Annotated in this window: 11 protein-coding genes; 2 read left to right on the top strand and 9 right to left on the bottom strand. The window is 70.1% G+C overall.

Going from position 1 to position 18578, the window contains the following annotated elements; genetic code table 11:
* From QWJ38_RS14455 to QWJ38_RS14440, 4 genes are all read right to left on the bottom strand, one after another.
* On the bottom strand, positions 1-612 hold a 612-nt coding region (locus QWJ38_RS14455; protein WP_290359780.1), incomplete at its 3' end, for an electron transfer flavoprotein subunit beta/FixA family protein.
* The gene (locus QWJ38_RS14450; RefSeq protein ID WP_290359779.1) at positions 609-1466 is read right to left on the bottom strand and encodes an alpha/beta fold hydrolase; all 858 of its coding nucleotides are present in this window, start codon (positions 1464-1466) and stop codon (positions 609-611) included. The genes QWJ38_RS14455 and QWJ38_RS14450, both read right to left, overlap by 4 nt.
* The gene (locus QWJ38_RS14445; protein ID WP_290359778.1) at positions 1467-2261 is read right to left on the bottom strand and encodes a hypothetical protein; all 795 of its coding nucleotides are present in this window, start codon (positions 2259-2261) and stop codon (positions 1467-1469) included. It lies immediately after the preceding gene.
* Between the two features lies 1 nt (position 2262).
* Positions 2263-4887 carry a 2-oxoglutarate dehydrogenase E1 component gene (locus QWJ38_RS14440; protein WP_290359777.1) on the bottom strand — a complete coding sequence of 875 codons (2625 nt, stop codon included), beginning with the start codon at positions 4885-4887 and terminating at the stop codon, positions 2263-2265.
* Positions 4888-5115: 228 nt separating this feature from the next.
* Between QWJ38_RS14440 and QWJ38_RS14435 the strand changes: the two genes are divergently transcribed.
* Positions 5116-8760, top strand: coding sequence for a hydantoinase B/oxoprolinase family protein (locus QWJ38_RS14435; protein ID WP_290359776.1), 3645 nt, complete (start codon positions 5116-5118; stop codon positions 8758-8760).
* Positions 8761-8814: 54 nt separating this feature from the next.
* Here QWJ38_RS14435 and QWJ38_RS14430 read toward each other — a convergent pair whose 3' ends face one another.
* From QWJ38_RS14430 to QWJ38_RS14415, 4 genes are read right to left on the bottom strand one after another with little or no spacing between them, the layout of a single operon-like run.
* On the bottom strand, positions 8815-10053 hold the full coding sequence (locus tag QWJ38_RS14430; protein ID WP_290359775.1) for a CoA transferase: 1239 nt from the start codon (positions 10051-10053) through the stop codon (positions 8815-8817).
* Complete coding sequence (locus QWJ38_RS14425; RefSeq protein ID WP_290359774.1) at positions 10050-11753, bottom strand: acyl-CoA dehydrogenase family protein; 1704 nt, start codon at positions 11751-11753, stop codon at positions 10050-10052. Before QWJ38_RS14425 ends, QWJ38_RS14430 begins: the two co-directional genes overlap by 4 nt.
* A gap of 12 nt (positions 11754-11765) precedes the next feature.
* Complete coding sequence (locus QWJ38_RS14420; protein ID WP_290359773.1) at positions 11766-12653, bottom strand: HpcH/HpaI aldolase/citrate lyase family protein; 888 nt, start codon at positions 12651-12653, stop codon at positions 11766-11768.
* Positions 12650-13516 (bottom strand): HTD2 family dehydratase, encoded by an 867-nt coding sequence (locus QWJ38_RS14415; protein ID WP_290359772.1) that lies wholly within the window; start codon positions 13514-13516, stop codon positions 12650-12652. The genes QWJ38_RS14420 and QWJ38_RS14415 overlap by 4 nt, the downstream gene beginning before the upstream one ends.
* 251 nt (positions 13517-13767) lie before the next feature.
* Between QWJ38_RS14415 and QWJ38_RS14410 the strand changes: the two genes are divergently transcribed.
* Positions 13768-17244, top strand: coding sequence for an indolepyruvate ferredoxin oxidoreductase family protein (locus tag QWJ38_RS14410; RefSeq protein ID WP_290359771.1), 3477 nt, complete (start codon positions 13768-13770; stop codon positions 17242-17244).
* Between the two features lie 30 nt (positions 17245-17274).
* Here QWJ38_RS14410 and QWJ38_RS14405 read toward each other — a convergent pair whose 3' ends face one another.
* Positions 17275-18447, bottom strand: a complete 1173-nt coding sequence (locus tag QWJ38_RS14405) for an NAD(P)/FAD-dependent oxidoreductase (protein ID WP_290359770.1) — start codon at positions 18445-18447, stop codon at positions 17275-17277.
* Positions 18448-18578 lie beyond the last annotated feature (131 nt).

The following is an 18578-nucleotide window of genomic DNA, read 5'->3' as shown; positions in this document are numbered from 1 at the left end:
CGGCTTGACCACGTCAAGCTGCTTCTTCTTGGCCTTCATGATGTTGGGCAGGGTCACGTAGCGCGGCTCGTTCAGGCGCAGGTCGGTCGTGACGACGGCCGGCAGGCTCAGGGAGACGGTCTCCAGGCCGCCATCGACCTCGCGGGTGACGGCGACCTTGCCGTCGGCGACTTCGACCTTGGAGGCGAAGGTGCCTTGCGGCAGGCCGGCGAGCGCGGCCAGCATCTGACCGGTCTGGTTGCAATCGTCGTCGATGGCCTGCTTGCCCAGGATCACCAACTGCGGCTGTTCCTTGTCGACCAGGGCCTTGAGCAGCTTGGCCACGGCCAGCGGCTGCAGTTCGGCATCGGTCTCGACCAGGATCGCGCGGTCGGCGCCGATGGCCATCGCGGTGCGCAGGGTTTCCTGGCATTGGGTGACGCCGCAGGAGACGGCGATCACCTCGGTGACGACGCCTTTTTCCTTCAGCCGCATCGCCTCTTCGACGGCGATCTCGTCGAAGGGGTTCATCGACATCTTCACGTTGGCGATGTCGACGCCGCTGCCGTCGCGCTTGACGCGGACCTTGACGTTGTAGTCGACCACTCGTTTGACAGGGACCAGAACCTTCATCGCTTTTCCTCCATCACAAATTCCGGCGCGCGCCGAGAACGGGCCGCCGCCGCGCTGATGCCGTCGGCGATACGTGGCCAGAGCTGGCGGGGCAGCTCATGCCCCAACTCGTCGATCAGATCCAGGACCGCGCCTCGAATGCGCCTCGCGAGGTCGATGCCGCCCCGGAAGGGGATCGAGGCATCGCGCCGGCCATGCATCACATAGGTGGGCGCCGTGATCGCGTGCAGCAACGCGGCTCGGCCGCGGTCGGCCGCGATCGCCAGCCCTTGCCGCTCGACCGCTGCGGGAACGATCTGCGCGCTTTCGAAAACGGCCTTCGATTCCGCCTGGTCGGCCTCGCTCATCGGAAAGGCGCTGGGCTTGACCAGCCCCAGCAGTCCTCGCAGCGTCGGGCCGCGGGCACCCCAGCGGCCGCTTGTGGTCGAAAGCAAAGACAGGCTGAGCACTCTGTCGGGGCAGCGGGCGGCCAGGTGCTGGGCGATCATGCCGCCCATCGAGATGCCGCAGACATGGGCGCGCGCGATGCCCAGCGCATCCAGCACGCCCGCCGCATCGCGGGCCATGTCGGCCAATGAATAGGGGCTGGCCACGCGAAGCCCCAGCAGGTATTTGAGCCAGACGAGCTTGATACCGCCCTGCGGTGATGAAGCGAGCTGCGCGCTCGCGCCGCTGTCACGGTTGTCGAACTCGATCACCTGGAAGCCGCGCTCGACCAGCGTCGCGATGAATCCGCGCGGCCAGACGGCCGAGAGCGCCCCCCAGCCCATGATGAGCAGCAGTGCTTCGGCGCTCGGCGCGCCATGCACCGTGCAGGAGAGGGACAAGCCATTGGCGCAGAGTTTCATCGGCATTCAACGCTCCGGGGCCAGCAGGTTGAGGACCTTCAGGGTCCGGCTTTCCAGCTGGCTGCCGGCCCCCGAGGCGCGCGTGCGTTCCTCGGCGCGCATGACGATCAGGCGATCGTCGACGACGGCGTAGCTGCGCTGTTGCTCCAGCTCCCGCTCGAAGGACACGACCAGAAAGGCGCGGCCGGCGACCTTGCTGCGCAGCGTGCTGGCCAGCGGCATGCCCTCGGCATCGATCCAGACATCGAGGCTGGTGCGAAAGTCCTTGACGTATTTGCGGTCCTTGCGCGGCAGGACGCGGGCGGGAATCTCGAAGCTCAGCCGGCGCGCCGGCTTGCCGGCCCAGTCGTCCACGGCTTCGGCACGAAAGACCGCCGTGCCCAGGCTGCGGCTCAGCACCTGCGCCGCCGTCAGTACCTCGACCAGCGAGGCGGTCCCGGTTTCGCGCAGCAGGTTGCTCAGGGCCTGCCGGGCCTCGGCATCCTTGCTGACCGCAAGCGCCTCGGCTATCTGCCGGGCCAGCAGCTCGGGACCGTAGTGCACGCTGAGGCCGGAGGCCCGCATGGCCAGCAGCAGCGTCAAAGAAACGTTGGCCTCGTCGACGACGCCATCGTCCACCTGGCGGCGATACGAGCTGATCTCCAGCTGCGCTCGCACGGCCTGCTGCTCCTTCAGCCGGCCCAGCGCGGACTGAAGATCGGCCAGGCCGTCGGCGCGAACGAGCGAGGCCGCCAGCAGGCCGCAGCTTCCCACCAAGACGGCGCGCAGCCCGGCCCGGCGGATTGCCAGAAGCGGACCCATATCAAGCCGCTCCGGCCAGGCTAGGGGCCAGGTCGGCGGGGCGGCGCGCGAATTCCATGGCCCGGCGCAGCAGCTGCTGCTGGTCCTCGCCATGGCGGGCGTGGAAGCTGCCCGCCGGCGACGCGGACTCCGGACGCGCCACGCAGCGCAGCGCACGATGCAGGCCGGCGATCTCGAGCAGTTCGCGCAGCGGCCGTTCGAGATGGGCCCAAGCCCCCATATTGAGCGGCTCCTCCTGCACCCAGACAAGCTCGGCCTCGGGCCAGCGCGCCAGCAGCGAGCGCAGCTGCGGCGCGGGCAGCGGATAAAGCTGCTCCAGCGTCACGACGGCGATGGGCAGTTCGGCCGCGTCGCTGGCCGCGCGCAGCTCGTAGGCCAGCTTGCCGCTGCACAGCAGCACCCGCTCGACCATGCCGCGCGGCGCGCTGGCGATGACCGGCTCGAAGCCGCGCTCGCCGCAGAAGTCGGCCAGCGCTGACACGGCCTGGGGCAGGCGCAGCAGCGTCTTGGGTGAGAACACAATCAGCGCTTGACGGGCCGCGCCGAGCACCTGCTGCCGCAGCAGGTGGAAATAGTTGGCCGGCGTGCTGGGATGGACCACGCGCAGATTGCCATTGGCGCACAGCTGCAGCACGCGTTCGATGCGCGCCGACGAATGCTCCGGGCCCTGGCCTTCGAGACCATGCGGCAACAGCACGACCAAGTTGCTGCGCTGCCGCCATTTCTCGTAGCCGGCCGCCAGGAACTGATCCAGGATGATCTGGGCCCCGTTGGAGAAGTCGCCGAACTGCGCCTCCCAGATGGTCAAGCCGTTCGGCGACTCGACGCTGTAGCCATATTCGAAGCCCAGCACGGCGTACTCCGACAGCGGGCTGTTGTGGACCGAGAAGCGCGCGCCCTTGCGCGACTGTCGGCTCAGCGGCAGATAGACCTGGCCGCTGCGCTGGTCGTACCAGGCGAAGTGGCGGTGCGAAAACGCGCCGCGCAGCACATCCTGGCCGGACAGGCGCACAGACAGCCCGGCCCGCAACAGCGTCGCAAAGGCCAGCGCCTCGGCGAGCGCCCAGGGCGCTCCCTGGGCAAGCGTCTCGCGCTGCCGCGTCAATTGCCGCAGCAGATTGGGATGAATGTCGAAGCCCTCCGGCGGCTCGCTCAGTTCCGAGGCGATGCGCAGCAAGCTCTCCTCGTCCACGCCGACCGGACCGTTGGGCTGCAGCTCGGGCGCTCCGCCGCAAGCGGCGCGGGGCGGCGTGTCGCGCTGCGCGGCCTCATAGGCGGCGTCGAGCCGGCTCCGGCAGGCGGCTCGCGCCGCGTCGACCTGCGCTTCGTCGACCAGCCCTTCGCCGATCAACTGGCGGGCGAAGCGGGCACGAACCGGCGGGTGCGCGTCGATCTGCGCATAGAGGGCGGGCTGCGTGAACCGCGGCTCGTCCAGTTCGTTGTGACCGTTGCGGCGATAGCCGACCAGGTCGATCACCGCATCCCGGCCATGGACCTGGCGGTACTCAAGCGCCAGATCGACGGCCCGCAGACAGGCGTCGACATCATCGGCGTTCACATGAAGGATCAGGCTGTCGACCGCTTTCCACGGCCCGGTGCAATACAGCGAGGAGCGGGAATGCTGCGGCTCGGTGGTGAAGCCGAGCTGGTTGTTGATCACGATGTGCACCGTGCCCCCGACGCTGTAGCCCTCGACATCGGACAGCTGGATCAGTTCGGCCACCACCCCCTGTCCGACGACGCTGGCATCGGTGTGCAAGGTGATGGGCAGGCCGGTCGCGGCGTCATCGGCCGAGCGGTCCTGCTGTGCCCGTGCGCTGCCGGCGACGACCGCGTTGACGGCTTCGAGATGCGAGGGGTTGGGCGCCAGCGTCAGCGCCAGCCCGCCCGCCGCCGACTCGATGACCGAGCGGCAGCCCAGGTGGTAGGGCATGTCGGCCGGCAGATGCGCCTCGTCGGCAAAGGGATGCTGGCCCTTGTACTCGCGCAGCAGTTCGTCCAGCGGCTTGCCCAGCACATTGACCATCAGATTCATGCGGCCGCGGTGCATGCTGCCCACATGGGCGCTGCGCACGCCACGCTCGGCCGCCCGTCGCAGCAGGCGGTCCAGCATCGGCACGACGACCTCGCAGCCCTCGACGCCGAAGCGCTTCTTGCCCGGAAACTTGATCGACAGAAAGCGTTCGAACTCCTCCGCCTCGACCAGCTTGTCCAGCGCCCGGCATCGTTCCGGCGCCGGCAGCGGCGCGCCCCCGGACTCGAGCGCCTGGCAGACCCAGTCGCGCAGGCGGGGGTCGTCGATATGGGCCGTCTCGACCGCCAGCGTTGTCGTATAGCAGTCGGCCAGCGGCGATGCGGCGGCCTCGCTCGTTCCCGCCGGCCCGGGCAGGATGCGGCGCCGCCCGCCGCCATCGTCCAGCGGCGACAGCTTCGCCTGCAGATGGCCCTCGCGCCGGATGGCGTCCAGGCGGCCCTGCAGCGCCTCGCCGGCGCCCAGATCGTCGAGCACGGCCAGCAGGGTCCGCCAATCGGGCGGCAGCGCCGCGGGATCCTGACGGTAGGCCGCCTCGAGGCTGTCGAGGTAGGCGGCATTGAGGCTGGAGATCGGCGAGGCGGGCTTGAGCACGGCGATGGCGGTCGGTCGAGGGATGTGGAACTTAGCGCCATCCGCCGATCCATGCCCGCCGGCTCCGCTGTATCAGCTATGTCGCGGACGCATACGAGGCGCCGGAGGGCCGAGCCGCCACCGGCTTCACAGTGCCGCATTGCGCGTATCTGGTATGCAGAAAGCGGATGTCGGTCGGGCCCCATTGACCGGAAAATGCGGCGCATCCCTCGTGCTTTCCCGTTTGTCATGACCGCCAGCCGCATCGCCCCCGAATCGCCTCGTCCGAAATGGAAGTTCTGGATCGACCGCGGCGGCACCTTCACCGATATCGTGGCCGTCGCGCCGGATGGCCGCTACCACACCAAGAAGCTGCTGTCCGAGAACCCGGAGCGCTACCGCGACGCCGCGCTGCAGGGCATTCGCGAGTTCCTCGGCCTGGCGGCGACGCAAGCGATCCCGGCGGCCCTGGTGGAGGAAGTGCGCATGGGCACGACCGTCGCGACCAATGCGCTGCTCGAGCGCAAGGGCGAATCCACGGTGGTCGTGCTGACGCGCGGCTTCGCGGACGCGCTTCGCCTGGGCACGCAGGAGCGCCCCGACACCTTTGCCCGCCAGATCGTGCTGCCCCCGCCGCTGTACAGCGAGGTGGTGGAGGCGCAGGAGCGGGTGCGCGCCGACGGGACGGTCGAGCTTGCGCTCGACGAGGCGGCGCTGCGCCAGCAATTGCTCGCCGCCCACGGCCGCGGCGCGCGCGCCTGCGCGATCTCGCTGATGCATGGCTACCGCTATCCGCTGCACGAGCTGCGCGCCGAGGCGATCGCCCTGGAGATCGGCTTTCGCAAGGTGTCGGTGGGGCACAGGGTCAGCCCGCTGATCAAGTACATCGGCCGCAGCGACACGGCGGTGCTGGACGCCTATCTGTCGCCGGTGCTGCAGCACTATGTGGCTTCGATCGCCGCCGAGCTGGAGGGCATTCCGCTGCTGTTCATGCAGTCCAACGGCGGTCTGGTCGAAGGCCGGCTGCTGAGCGGCAAGGATGCCGTGCTCTCGGGTCCGGCCGGCGGCATCGTCGGCGCCGCGCAGGCGGCCCGCTCGGCGGGCTACGCCAAGATCGTCGGCTTCGACATGGGCGGCACCTCGACCGACGTGTCGCATTTCGCCGGCGAGTACGAGCGCTCGTTCGAAAGCCGCGTCAGCGGCGCCCGCCTGCGGGTGCCGATGATGCAGATCCACACGGTGGCCGCCGGCGGCGGCTCCATCATCGCCTTCGACGGCAGCAAGCTGAGCGTCGGCCCGGACTCGGCGGGTGCCAATCCCGGCCCGGCCGCCTATGGTCGCGGCGGTCCGCTGACCATCACCGACGCCAATGTGGTGCTGGGGCGCATACAGCCGGACTACTTCCCCAGCATCTTCGGGCCGCAGGGCGACCGGCCGCTCGATGTCGACGCCGCCCGGCGCGGCTTCGAGCGCCTGGCGCAGCAGGTGTCCGAAGGCTTCGGCCGGCCCTGGAGCGTCGAGGAGCTGGCCGAGGGCTGCATCAAGATCGCCGTCGAGAACATGGCGAATGCGGTCAAGGAAATCTCGATCCGCCGCGGACACAACATCACCGACCATGCGCTGTGCTCGTTCGGCGGCGCCGGCGGCCAGCATGCCTGCCAGGTGGCCGAGGCGCTGGGCATGTCGGAAGTGCTGCTGCATCCGATGGCGGGCGTGCTGTCCGCCTACGGCATCGGCAATGCCGGCTTCGGCCATGTCAGGCACCACGGCGTGGAGGCGCGGCTCGAAGCCGAGCTGCTGCCCCGGCTGCGGGCCGCCCTGGCCGACGAGGCCGCGCAAAGCCGGGCGCAGCTGCTGGCGCAGCAGGTGGCGGCCGCCGGCATCCGCGTGACGAGCAGCCTGCGGCTGCGCTACCAGGGCGCCGACATGGCGCTCAGCGTGGCCGCGCAAGGCCCGCTGACCGTGGCCGATATCGAGGAGCGCTTCAACACGGCCCACCGCAGGCAGTTCGGCTTCCACACGGCCGGCAAGCCCATCATCGTCGAAGCGATCGTCACCGAGGCGAGCAGCCTCGAGTCTTGCGGCTTCGTCGAGCATGCCGATGCCCGCGCGAGCGGCGAGCGGCTGGAGATGGACCGGCAGGTGGCGCTGCATGTCGAGGGGCGGCTGCGCCAGGTGCCGGTCTACCGGCGCGAGGCGATGCGCGCCGGCGACCAGCTCGCCGGCCCGGCGATCATCGTGGAAGCCACCGGCACCAATGTCGTCGATCCGGGCTGGACCGCCCTGCTGACGGACAAGAGCCATCTGGTGATGCGGCGCTCCGCCGGCCAGCGCCGCGCCCGCTCGGTCGATGCGCAGCGCGATCCGGTGATGCTGGAGGTGTTCGCCAACCTGTTCATGTCGGTGGCGGAGCAGATGGGCGCCACGCTGGAGAACACCTCGCACTCGGTCAATATCAAGGAGCGCCTGGACTTCTCCTGCGCCCTCTTCGATGCCGGCGGCCATCTGGTCGCCAACGCGCCGCATATGCCGGTGCACCTGGGCTCGATGGGCGCGAGCGTGCAGGCCGTGCTGCGCACGCGGGCCGGCACGATGCGCGAGGGCGATGTCTTCGCGCTGAACGCGCCCTACAACGGCGGCACGCACCTGCCGGACATCACGGTCGTCACCCCGGTCTTCATCGACGGCCAGCCGCAGCCGGCCTTCTTTGTCGCCAGCCGCGGCCATCATGCGGACATCGGCGGCATCACGCCGGGCTCGATGCCGCCCGATTCGCGCACGGTCGAGGAAGAGGGCGTGCTGATCGACAATGTGCAGCTGGTCGAGCAGGGGCGTCTGCTCGAAAGCGAGATCCGCGCGCTGCTGGGCAGCGGCCGCTATCCGGCCCGCAATATCGACCAGAACCTGGCCGATCTCAATGCGCAGATCGCCGCCAACGAGACCGGCGCCTCGGAGCTGCGGCGCCTGGTCGACGAATTCAGCCTCGCGACCGTGGCGGCCTATATGCAGCATGTGCAGGACCATGCCGAGGAAAGCGTGCGGCGCGTGATCGCGACGCTGTCGGACGGCGACTTCAGCTACGAGATGGACGAAGGCTCGCGCGTCTGCGTGTCCATCCGCATCGACCGGCAAGCGCGCGATGCCCATGTGGACTTCAGCGGCAGCAGCCCGCAGCTCGAGACCAACTTCAACGCGCCGGCCTCGGTCTGCACGGCCGCCGTGCTCTATGTGTTCCGGACCCTGGTCGACCTGCCGATCCCGATGAACGACGGCTGCCTGCGGCCGATCCGGCTCAGCATTCCGGAGGGCAGCATGCTCAAGCCCCGCTATCCGGCGGCCGTCGTGGCGGGCAATGTGGAGACCAGCCAGGTGATCACCGATGCGGTCTACGGCGCGCTGGGCGTGCTGGCGGCCTCGCAGGGGACGATGAACAACTTCACCTTCGGCAACGCCTCGCACCAGTACTACGAGACCATCTGCGGCGGCGCCGGTGCCGGCCCCGACTTCGATGGCACCTCGGCGGTCCAGACGCATATGACCAACAGCCGCCTGACCGATCCGGAGGTGCTCGAAACGCGCTACCCGGTGCTGCTGGAAGAGTTCAGCATCCGCCGCGGCTCGGGCGGCCCGGGCCGGCAGCGCGGCGGCGATGGCACGGTGCGTCGCCTGCGCTTCCTGGGCGCGATGGAAGCCGCCATCCTGGCCAACCGCCGGCGCGTGCCGCCCTTCGGCCTCAAGGGCGGCGGGCCGGGCGCCCCCGGACGCAACCAGGTGCGCCGGGCCGATGGTCGGGTGGAAGAGTTCGGCAGCCGGCACCGGCTCCAGGTCCGGCCCGGCGACGTCTTCGTGATCGAGACGCCGGGCGGCGGCGGCTACGGCGCGGTCGAGGACTGAACCGGCGACCGCACGGCCGACCGTCCGCGGTCGGCCTGCCGGCGGCCCGCGCGCTCAGGCCTTCGCCTGGCGCACGATCCCCCGGTCCACGAGCCGGCCAAACTCGGCGCTGGACAGGCCGGCCACCTCCAGCGCGACCGCCTCGGTATGCTGGCCCAGCGCCGGCGCGAGCCGGGCCTCCAGCCGCGGACCGGCGCCGAAGTTCAGGGGCAGGCCCGCGGCCAGCGTGCGGCCGATCCCGGACTGATCGATGCTGGAGAACAGCGGGTTGGCCGGCGAGCATTCCGGGTCGGACGCGACCAGCTGCTGCAGGCTCTGATAACGGCTCCAGCACACCCCATGCTGCTGCAAGGCCTGCGAGGCCTGCGCGAAGCTGCGCCGCCCCACCCAGTCGGCGACCCATTCGGCGATTGCCTCGCGGGCCTGGAAGCGGTCGCCTTCGCGATCGAGATCCAGTCCCAGCCCTCGGCCGAGCTCGCTCATCGCCGACCCGAGCTGCATGGCCTCGCAAAGCGCCCGCCACTGCTTGAGCGTCAGGGCGACCAGCATGATCCGGACCCCGTCCGCGCAGACGAAGTCGCGCCCGAAGGCGCCGAACAGCTCATTGCCGTGGCGTTGCCGCGGGGCGCCCAGCTGCGCCTCGGCGACGAAGCCCAGGTGCGAGATCATGGCCAGCGCCACGTCTTCCAGCGCCAGACGCACTTCCTGGCCGCGCCCGGTCCGCGTGCGTTGCCGCTCCGCCCCGAGCAGGCCGATTGCGAGCAGATGGCCGGCGACCAGGTCCCAGGCCGGCAGCACATGGTTCACCACCTCGTCCGCCGATCCGGCGCCGGTCAGATAAGGCAGTCCGACGCGCGGATTGACCGTGTAGTCGACGGCCGAGCCGCCATGGCGGTCGCCCTGCAAGGTCAGCTGGACCAGGTCGGGGCGCGCGGCCCGCAAGGCGTCGTAAGACATCCAGCCGCGCGCGGGCAGGTTGGTGACGAAGAAGCCCGCATCGGGGCCGGGCGCGGCGATGATTCGCTGGCACAGCTCCCGGCCTTCGGCCGTGGAGGTGTCGATTGCGACCGAACGCTTGCCCTTGTTGAGCCCGCGCCAGAACAGGCTCTCGTTGTCGGCGGTCACCGGCCAGCGGCGGTAGTCGAGCCCGCCCTGCAGCGGATCGATGCGTATGACATCGGCGCCCATCTGCGCCAGCGTCATGCCGCCCAGCGGCGCGGCGACGAAGGCGGAGATCTCGACCACCCGAAGCCCCTCGAGACAGGGCGGCAGCAGCGGCGACGCGGCGCTCATGCCAGGGCCGCCGACTTGCGCAGTGCGGCCTCGAGCAGGCCGCGCGCGATCACCTTCAGCGCCAGCGTCTCCTCGGCGCCCTCGAAGATGGACAGCACGCGAGCGTCGACGAAATAGCGGCTGACCGCGCTTTCCTCGGCATAGCCCATGGCGCCATGGATCTGCAGCGCTTCGCGGGTGACCGTCTCGGCCGAACGACAGGCCAGCAGCTTGGCCTGGCTGGCGCCGACGCGATCGCCCTCGGCCCCCGGGCGCGCCGCCACGGAGAAGGCCAGGATGCGGCAGGCGGCGAGCCGGGCGGCCATCCGCGCAATCTTGGCCTGCGTGAGCGGGTAGTTCGCCAGCGGGGCGCCGAACACGCTGCGATCGCGCGCATAGCTGCAGGCCGCCTGCAGCGCCGCCTTCATCACTCCGCAGGCGCGGGCCGCGGTCTGCAAGCGTCCGCCAATCATGCCGGTCATCGTGAACGCGAAGCCCTTGCCCAGGCCCGCCGGCCCGCCGACCAGATGCGAATCGGGCACAAAGAAGCGATCGAAGGCCAGCTCGAAGGAATGCATGCCGCGATAGCCGATCGTCGGGATGGCGCGCCCCGACAGGCGGCCGGCGCCGTCCTGCCGGACTTCGAACGCATGTCCTTCGACGCTGGGCTTCTCAACCAGGAAAACGCTCAGCCCGCGGTGCGCGCTGGCGCGGTCGGCGTCGGTGCGCGCGACCACCATCAGCAGGCCCGCCTTGCCGGCAAAGGTGCACCAGCTCTTCGCGCCCTGCAGCAGCCAGCCGCCGGCCACCTTGCTGGCCCGCAGCGACAGTGCCGCGACGTCCGAGCCGGCATCGGGTTCGGTGATTGCGATCGCGCACAGCGGCTCGCCCTGCGCGATGGCGGGCAGCCAGCGCTGCTTCTGTTCCTCGGTCCCGCCGGCCATCAGCACGCGCGCGAGGATCTCGGGGCGGGTGATCAGGCTGCCGCCGGCCGCCAGCGAGGCCTCCGACAGCGCCTCGGTCACGAGCAGCATGGCGATCGCGCCTTCCTCGCCCTCCTGGCCGTAGCCGCCGTACTGGTTCGGGACCGACAGGCCGAACACGCCCATCTCACGCAGCGGCTGCAGCAGCGACTCCGGCACCGTGCGGTCCTGCCGATGAATCGCCTCGGCCAGCGGCCGCAGCTCCTGGGCCGCGAAGCGGCGAAAGCTGTCCTGAACCATGGCCAGGTGCGGGCTCGACACCGGCATGCCCAGATCGCTCAGATCGAGTTCCAGCTGGAGCACCGCCTGCCCGAGCTCGGCCAGCGCGGCCGATCCCAGGTAGGCGCCGCGCAGTCGGACCCATTCCGGCGCGCCGCCGAGCTGCTGCAGCGGCGCGATCGGCTCGTCGAATTCGAGCAGCAGCGCCTCCAGCCGGGCCAGGCTTTGCGTGATCGCTTCGATCGCGAAGCTCAGGCCCAGCCACTGGTCGAGCGGCTTGGCCGCCGGCAGCCGGTCGAGCACCGCCTGGGTCGCGGCCAGATCGGCGCTGCAGCAGGCCAGCTCGTAAAGAGGCAGCTGCCATTGATCCAGCCGGCTCGGGTCCAGGCCGCCGGCGGGCGCCGCGCAGCCGCTCGCCAGCTTGCGGGCCAGCCGGTCCTGAATTTCGCTCGCCGCGTTCCAATGGGCCCGCACTTGCTGGGCGTCCGCGGCCAGGCGCAGACAGTTCGGTTTCGTCATTTCAGCTCTTGTTCAAGGGTGTTGCTGGTGGCGGGCCAGAAGCGCCTGCGCGCGTTCGAACACCGGCCGGTCAATCATCTGGCCGCCGACGCCGACCGCGCCCCGGCCCTGGGCCATGCCGTCCAGGTAGGCTTCGATCACGCGGGCGGCCTCACGCAGCTGCTGCGGCGTCGGCGAGAAGGCCTCGTTCAGCAGGGCCACCTGATTCGGATGGATGCAGAACGCGCCATCCAGACCCAGCTTGCGCGCCAGCGCCAGCTGCGATCGCAGCAGCTCGAGGTCGCGGTAGTTGGCGATCGAGCCGGGAAAGCCCAGCGGCTGCAGCCCGTACCGGGCACAGGCATAGACGAGGTCCTGGCAGGGTCTGGTCAGCGCTTCGATGCCGGGCTCGATGCCGATCGAGGCGCTGAAGTCCTCGCCGCCCAGCGCCATCGCGCACAGGCGCGGGCTGCTGGCCGCGATCTCGTCCAGACGCGCGAGGCCGAAGACATCCTCGATCAGCGCGACGATAGGCAAGCCCTCCGGCGGCAGCCCGCGCGCGATCTCGGCGCGGCGCATCGCTTCGGCCACGCGGTCGATATCGGCGGGGGCGCGAACCTTGGGCACGACGATGGCGCTGACGCCCTCGGCGACCGCAGCGGCCAGGTCGAGCGTCATCTCATCCGGCGGCGCATTGATCCGGACCAGGACCGTGGCCCCCCTTTCTTTCAGCCGGGCGAGCTGCGCCTGCAGGCGCTCGCGGGCCTGCGCTTTGGCGGCCGCTGCGACGCCGTCCTCCAGATCGAGCACCAGCGCGTCCGCGCCGCGCGCATGGGCCTTCTCGAGCAGCGCGTCGGCGTCGGCCGGAACGAACAGCGCGGAGCGCCAGCGCGCCGGGGAGGGCGGGGCGGCCGCCTTCATGCACGCACCCGCAGCTCGGCGCTCATGGCGATGTTCCCCGCCCCATCGGTGGACCACAGCGCCATCGCATCGTCCGATGGCCGGCCGCGCAGTTCGATCATCGCGTCCACGAAGGAAGGCCGCAGCGCGCGGAAGCCGAAGGACGCGATCGGGCGGGCGCCCATGCGCCTGGCGCCGGCGTCGGCCAGCAGCGTCGCCAGCAGCGGCCCATGGACGACCAGACCGGGATAGCCCTCCTGCTGCGTGGCATAGGCCTGGTCGTAGTGGATGCGATGGCTGTTGTAGCTCAGCGCCGAATACCTGAACAGCAGCACCGGGTCCGGCCTCAGCGACAGCAGCAATTCCGATTCCGGCAGCGCGGGACCGGCCTCAGCGCGGGGCGGCGAGGACGGGTCGGGACGATCCAGATAGACGATGTCCTGACGCTCGCTCAGGCAGCGCTGCCCCTCTTGCTCGACGACATGGTCGACGGCGACGAAGACCAGCGGCCCGCCACGTCCCTGCTTGAGCTCGACGCTGGCGATGGTCGAGCGGCGCGTGGCCAGCAGGCCGATGCGGATCGGCCTGTCGTAGGCGATCCGGCCGGCCGCCCACATGCGGCGCTGCAGCGGCACCGGCGGCAGAAAGCCCCCGCGCAAGGGATGGCCGTCCACCCCGGTGGCGGCGCGCGTCGGCGTGTCATGGAAGTAGAGCCAGTGCCCGGTGGGGCCCAGCGCGTCACCGTCGGCGGGCAGCGCGTCGCAGCCGAGCGCCGCGGCCAGGGCCCGGGCGGGGAAGGGGTCTATCGTGTCGGTCGATTGCATCGACGCGCCCACGAAGGAGCGCAGCATCGAAAGATCTGGCGTGTCGGTCGAGTCGGTCATGGGGCATCCAGGGGATCCGGCCTGGCTTCTGCCTATCCGGTCGGCCGAGCTTAGGCATGCCGACGCCGGCCCGGTGACGCGAGCTCATCGGAAATTTATGGCCGCCGCCCCATGTCGCGCGGAACGCCCCGCGGATCGCAAAGACCCATCGAAATCAGGTGGGAGGCCATAAGCCTTGCCGCTCGCGCCGCCCTAGGCTCAGCCCGATATCGCCGGCAGAGCCGGACGCCGCGCCAACCTACACGCCACAAATGAACGCCCCATTGCCCCTCGATAGCGTCACGCTGGAAGACAAGTACCGCAGCCGGGAGGGCTGGGTCTACCTGACCGGCATCCAGGCGCTCACCCGTCTGCCTCTGCAACAGCGCGCGCGCGATCAGGCGGCGGGCTTGAACACGGGCGGCTTCATCTCGGGCTACCGCGGCTCGCCGCTCGGCAGGTACGACATGGAGCTGTGGTCGCAGGCCAGCCTGCTCGAGGCCAGCAACATCCGCTTCGTTCCCGGGGTGAACGAGGAGCTCGCGGCGACGGCGGTCTGCGGAAGCCAGTACGTCGGCCTGCTGCCGGGCAGCCAGGTCGACGGGGTGTTCGGCATCTGGTACGGCAAGGGCCCCGGCACCGACCGCAGCGCCGACGCCCTGCGCCACCTGGCCTCGGCCGGAACGAGCAAGTTCGGCGGCGTGCTCGCCATCGCCGGCGACGACCACGGCCTGCGCTCCTCGTCCATCCACAACTTCTCCGACCCGATCTTCATTGCCGTCGGCATGCCGGTGCTCTACCCGTCCAACACCCAGGAGCTGCTGGACCTCGGCCTGCTTGGATTCGCAATGAGCCGCTACTCGGGCTGTGCGATCGGCTTCAAGGTGCACGCCGATGTCGCCGAAGGGGGCGGCTCGGTGCTGGTGTCGCCGGCCGTGCCGCAGCCGGTCCTGCCGCCGGAGCCGCAAGACCCGACCCCGGGCGCCGAGGACCGCCATATCCGCATCGGCGAATGGCCGACGGCGGCCGAGCAGCGCCTGCACGAGCAGCGCCTGCCCGCGGCCCTGCGCTATGCGCGCGCGAACCGGCTCAACTACATCGTCGACGAGCTGCCCGCGGCCAGGCTGGGCATCATCTCGGCCGGCAAGTCCTACCAGGACCTGCTGCAGGCCTTCGAGCGGCTCCAGTGGTCGTCTTCGCAGCGGGCGGCGCTGGGCATCCGGGTGGCCAAGCTGGCCCTGGTCTGGCCGCTGGACCCGCAGTTCATCGCCGAATTCGCGCAGGGCCTGGACACCATCGTCGTCGTCGAGGAGAAGCGCGGCATCGTCGAGGAACAGCTGAAGGCCCTGCTGTGCGATCTGCGCCTGCCCGCGACGCCTCGCGTGATCGGCAAGTTCTGGGGCGCGAATCCCTATGCGGCCGACCGCGGGGCCGCCGTCCTGCCCGGTTGGGGCGAACTGAACCCGGAACTCATCGCCCGCGCGCTCACCGGCATCGCCAAGGCCCTGATCCCGGACGCCGCGCTGCCCGAGCCGGCGCCGGCCCTGGCCGCGCCGCTCGAACCCGCGCCGGTGCGCAGCCCGGCCTTCTGCTCCGGCTGTCCGCACAACCGCTCGACCAAGCTGCCCGAGGATTCGCGCGGCATGGTGGGCATCGGCTGTCACGCCATGGTGGCGCTGAGCGACAAGCAGACGCCGCCGATGTTCACGCAGATGGGCGGCGAGGGCATGCACTGGGTCGGACAGGCGGCGTTCACGAACGAGCAGCATGTGTTCGCCAATATGGGCGACGGCACCTACTTCCACTCGGGCGTCCTGGCGATCCGGCAGGCGATCGCGGCCAAGGTCACGATGACCTACAAGATCCTGGTCAATGGCTTCGTCTCGATGACCGGCGGCCAGCCGATCGACGGCGAGCTGACGGTGCCGCAGATGGTGGCCGAGCTGCGCGCGGAGGGCGTGCAGCAGCTCTATGTGGTGAGCGACGATGTGGCCAAGTACGCGCCGGGCAGCTTTCCGAAAGACGTGCCGGTGCTCGACCGGGCGCAGCTCGACAGCGTCATGCAGCGCTGCCGCGCGACGGCCGGCCTGTCGGTCATCGTCTACGACCAGGTCTGCGCCACGGCGCGGCGCCGTCTGCGCAAGAAGGGCCGCTGGGCCGATGTGCCCAAGCGCAGCTTCATCAATGCGGCCGTCTGCGAGGGCTGCGGCGACTGCGGCAAGGCCTCGAACTGCCTGTCCATCGAAGCGCTGGAGACGCCGCTGGGCCGCAAGCGCAAGATCAACCAGAGCTCCTGCAACAAGGATTTCTCCTGCGTCGAGGGCTTCTGCCCCAGCTTCGTGACCGTGCATGGCGGCAGCCTGCGCAAGCCGGTGTCCGGCGCGGCGAGCGGAGCGTCGGCGAACTGGCCGGAACCGCCCGAGCCCGAGCGCAGGGCGCTGGAGGGGCAGTACTCGATGCTGGTCACCGGCATCGGCGGCACCGGCGTCGTGACGATCGCGCAGATCCTGGGCATGGCGGCGCATATGGACGAGCTGGCCTGCTCCATCCTCGACGTCACCGGGCTCGCTCAAAAATACGGCGCCGTCCTGTCCCATGTCCGGCTGGCATCGACGCCGGACCAGCTGCATGCGGCCCGGATCGCGGCGGCCGAGGCGGATACCGTCGTCGGCTGCGATCTGCTGGTGACGGCCAGCGAGGAAGGCGTCAGCCGCATCTCGGCCCGCACGCGCGTCTTCGTCGCCAGCGACCTGGTGCAGACCAGCGAGTTCGCGCGCAACCCGGACTGGAGCCAGGACGCCGAGCAGCTGCTGCAGCGCATCCGCCAGCGTGGCTCGCCCGGCCAGCTGCAATCGGTCGAGGCCCTGCGCCTGGCCAACGGCCTGATGGGCGATGCGATCGCGCTGAACATGATCATGCTGGGCTATGCCTGGCAGTCGGGCGCGATCCCGCTGTCCCATGCCTCGCTGATGCGCGCGATCGAGCTCAATGGCGTCAGCGTCGAGTTCAACAAGACCAGCTTCCTCTGGGGCCGCCGCGCGGCGGTGGACCTGGCGGCCGTTCGCCGCGCGGCGGCGGGCGAGCAAGCAATTGCCATCCTGCCCCGGCGGGACGCCTCGCTCGACGAGACCCTGGCCCGGTTCGGCAAGGAATTGAGGGCCTATCAGAACGAGGCCTATGCCCGGCGCTATACCGACTTCGTCGCACGCGCCATCGAAGCCGATCGGCGACTGGGCCGCGGCGAGCGCTTCGGCAAGGCCGTGGCCCGCTATTACTACAAGCTGCTGGCCTACAAGGACGAGTTCGAGGTGGCGCGGCTGTTCTCGGCGCCCGAGTTCAAGCGCGAGCTGGAAGCCACCTTCGAGGGCGACTACAAGCTGCACTTCCACATCGGCGCCTGGCCCTTCTCGCGCAAGGACGCCGCCGGCAAGCCCGTCAAGCGCGAGTTCGGACCCTGGCTGATGCCGGCGTTCCGGGTGCTCGCAGGCCTGCGCTTCCTGCGCGGCAGCTGGATGGACCCGTTCCGCCACGGCGCCGAGCGGCGCCTGGCGCTGGAAGCGATCGCCGAGTACGAGGCCCAGATCGCCTCGCTACTGGGCACGCTGTCGGCCGACAACTACGAGCTGGCCGTCGCCATCGCCAGCGCGCCGGAGAAGATCCGCGGCTATGGCCATGTGCGCGAGCGCCAGCTGCAGCTCGCGCGGCAGGAGGTGCGCGGCCTGCTCGAGCGCTTGCGCGCCCAGGCCTGAAGCGGTCGGTCCCGGCCGGGACCGCCGGCCTCAGATCACATTGAGTTCGCGCAGCGGCCTGTTCTCGAACACGCGCCGCGGGTCCAGCGGCGTGGCATCCAGCGTGATGAAGCGACCGAACAGGATCAGCTCCGCCAGTGCCAACCCGGCCGCGGGCGACTGCTGGATGCCATGCCCGCTGAAGCCGTTGATCAGCATGAAGTGGTCGAAACCGGGCGCCTTGCCGATCAAGGCGTTGTGGTCGAAGGTATTCATCTCGTAGAAGCCGGCCCAGGCCGACACGCAGCGGATCGCCTCGAAGGCCGGCACCCGGGCGGCCAGCGTCGGCCAGATGAAGTCGTCGAACACCTGATGGTCGACCTCGAGGTGCTCGCGCACCGGCGGGCTGTTGGGGTCGGGCGGCGGTCCGACGATGTAGCGCGAACCTTCATGCCGGAAATAGAGACCGCTGGGATCGACCACCAGCGGGCACTGCGGGATCGGCGTCGGGCATTCGAACACATAGATGCAGTGGCGCTCCGGCGCGACCGGGATCTCCAGCCCCGCCATCCGGGCCACCTGGGCCGCCTGCGGGCCGGCGGCATTGACCACGGTGGCGCAGGCCAGGCGCGTGCCATCGCTCAATTGCAGCGCCGCACCCGCGCCGGCGAATTCCAGACCGCTGACCTCGCCGGTGCGGAACTCGACGCCCAGCGCCCGCGCCTTGCGCCGGAAGGCCTGCAGCAGGCTGTAACCATCGAACCAGCCTTCGCCCGCCAGCCCCAGGCAGGCGAGCTCCACGCCCTCCGCGCTGAGCCAGGGGAAGCGCTCCGCCAGCTCGGCGGGGCTCAGCAAGGCCGTCCGGGCGCCGCACTCGGCCTGCACGCGCTGGCTCGAGCGCAGGTTCTCGACGCCGGCAGCGGGCACCAGGTAGAGATAGCCCTGCTCGACGAGATCGATGCTGACCGCCTCGCCGTCGACGCCCAGGTGCTGGCCGATCGAGCGAAAGAAGTCGAAGCTGTATTGCGAGAGCTTGACGTTGATCGGCACCGAGAACTGCTGGCGAATCGAACTCGCCGAAAGCGCCGAGGACGCCGTCCGGTAGCTCGGGTCGCGCTCGATCACGGTGACGGCAAGGCCGGGGTCGAGCTTCTTCAGGTGGTAGGCCACCGAGCAACCCATGACGCCACCGCCCACGATGGCCACGTCGATCTTGGTATTCACGTAGAGAAGGCAAATTGTTTGGAAGCGGGGCTAGCTTATGCGCGCCGGCCCTGCGCACCTTGGGTCGGCAGCATGAAAACATATGCGCGATCCACGCGCCGCATGCCCAGCAGGCGCCGTGCTGTCGCATG

Source organism: Roseateles violae (assembly GCF_030410485.1).
Lineage (GTDB): Bacteria > Pseudomonadota > Gammaproteobacteria > Burkholderiales > Burkholderiaceae_C > Roseateles_D > Roseateles_D violae.
Note: the sequence above shows the minus strand (reverse complement) of the source record. Positions and strands in the feature narration are given on the sequence as shown.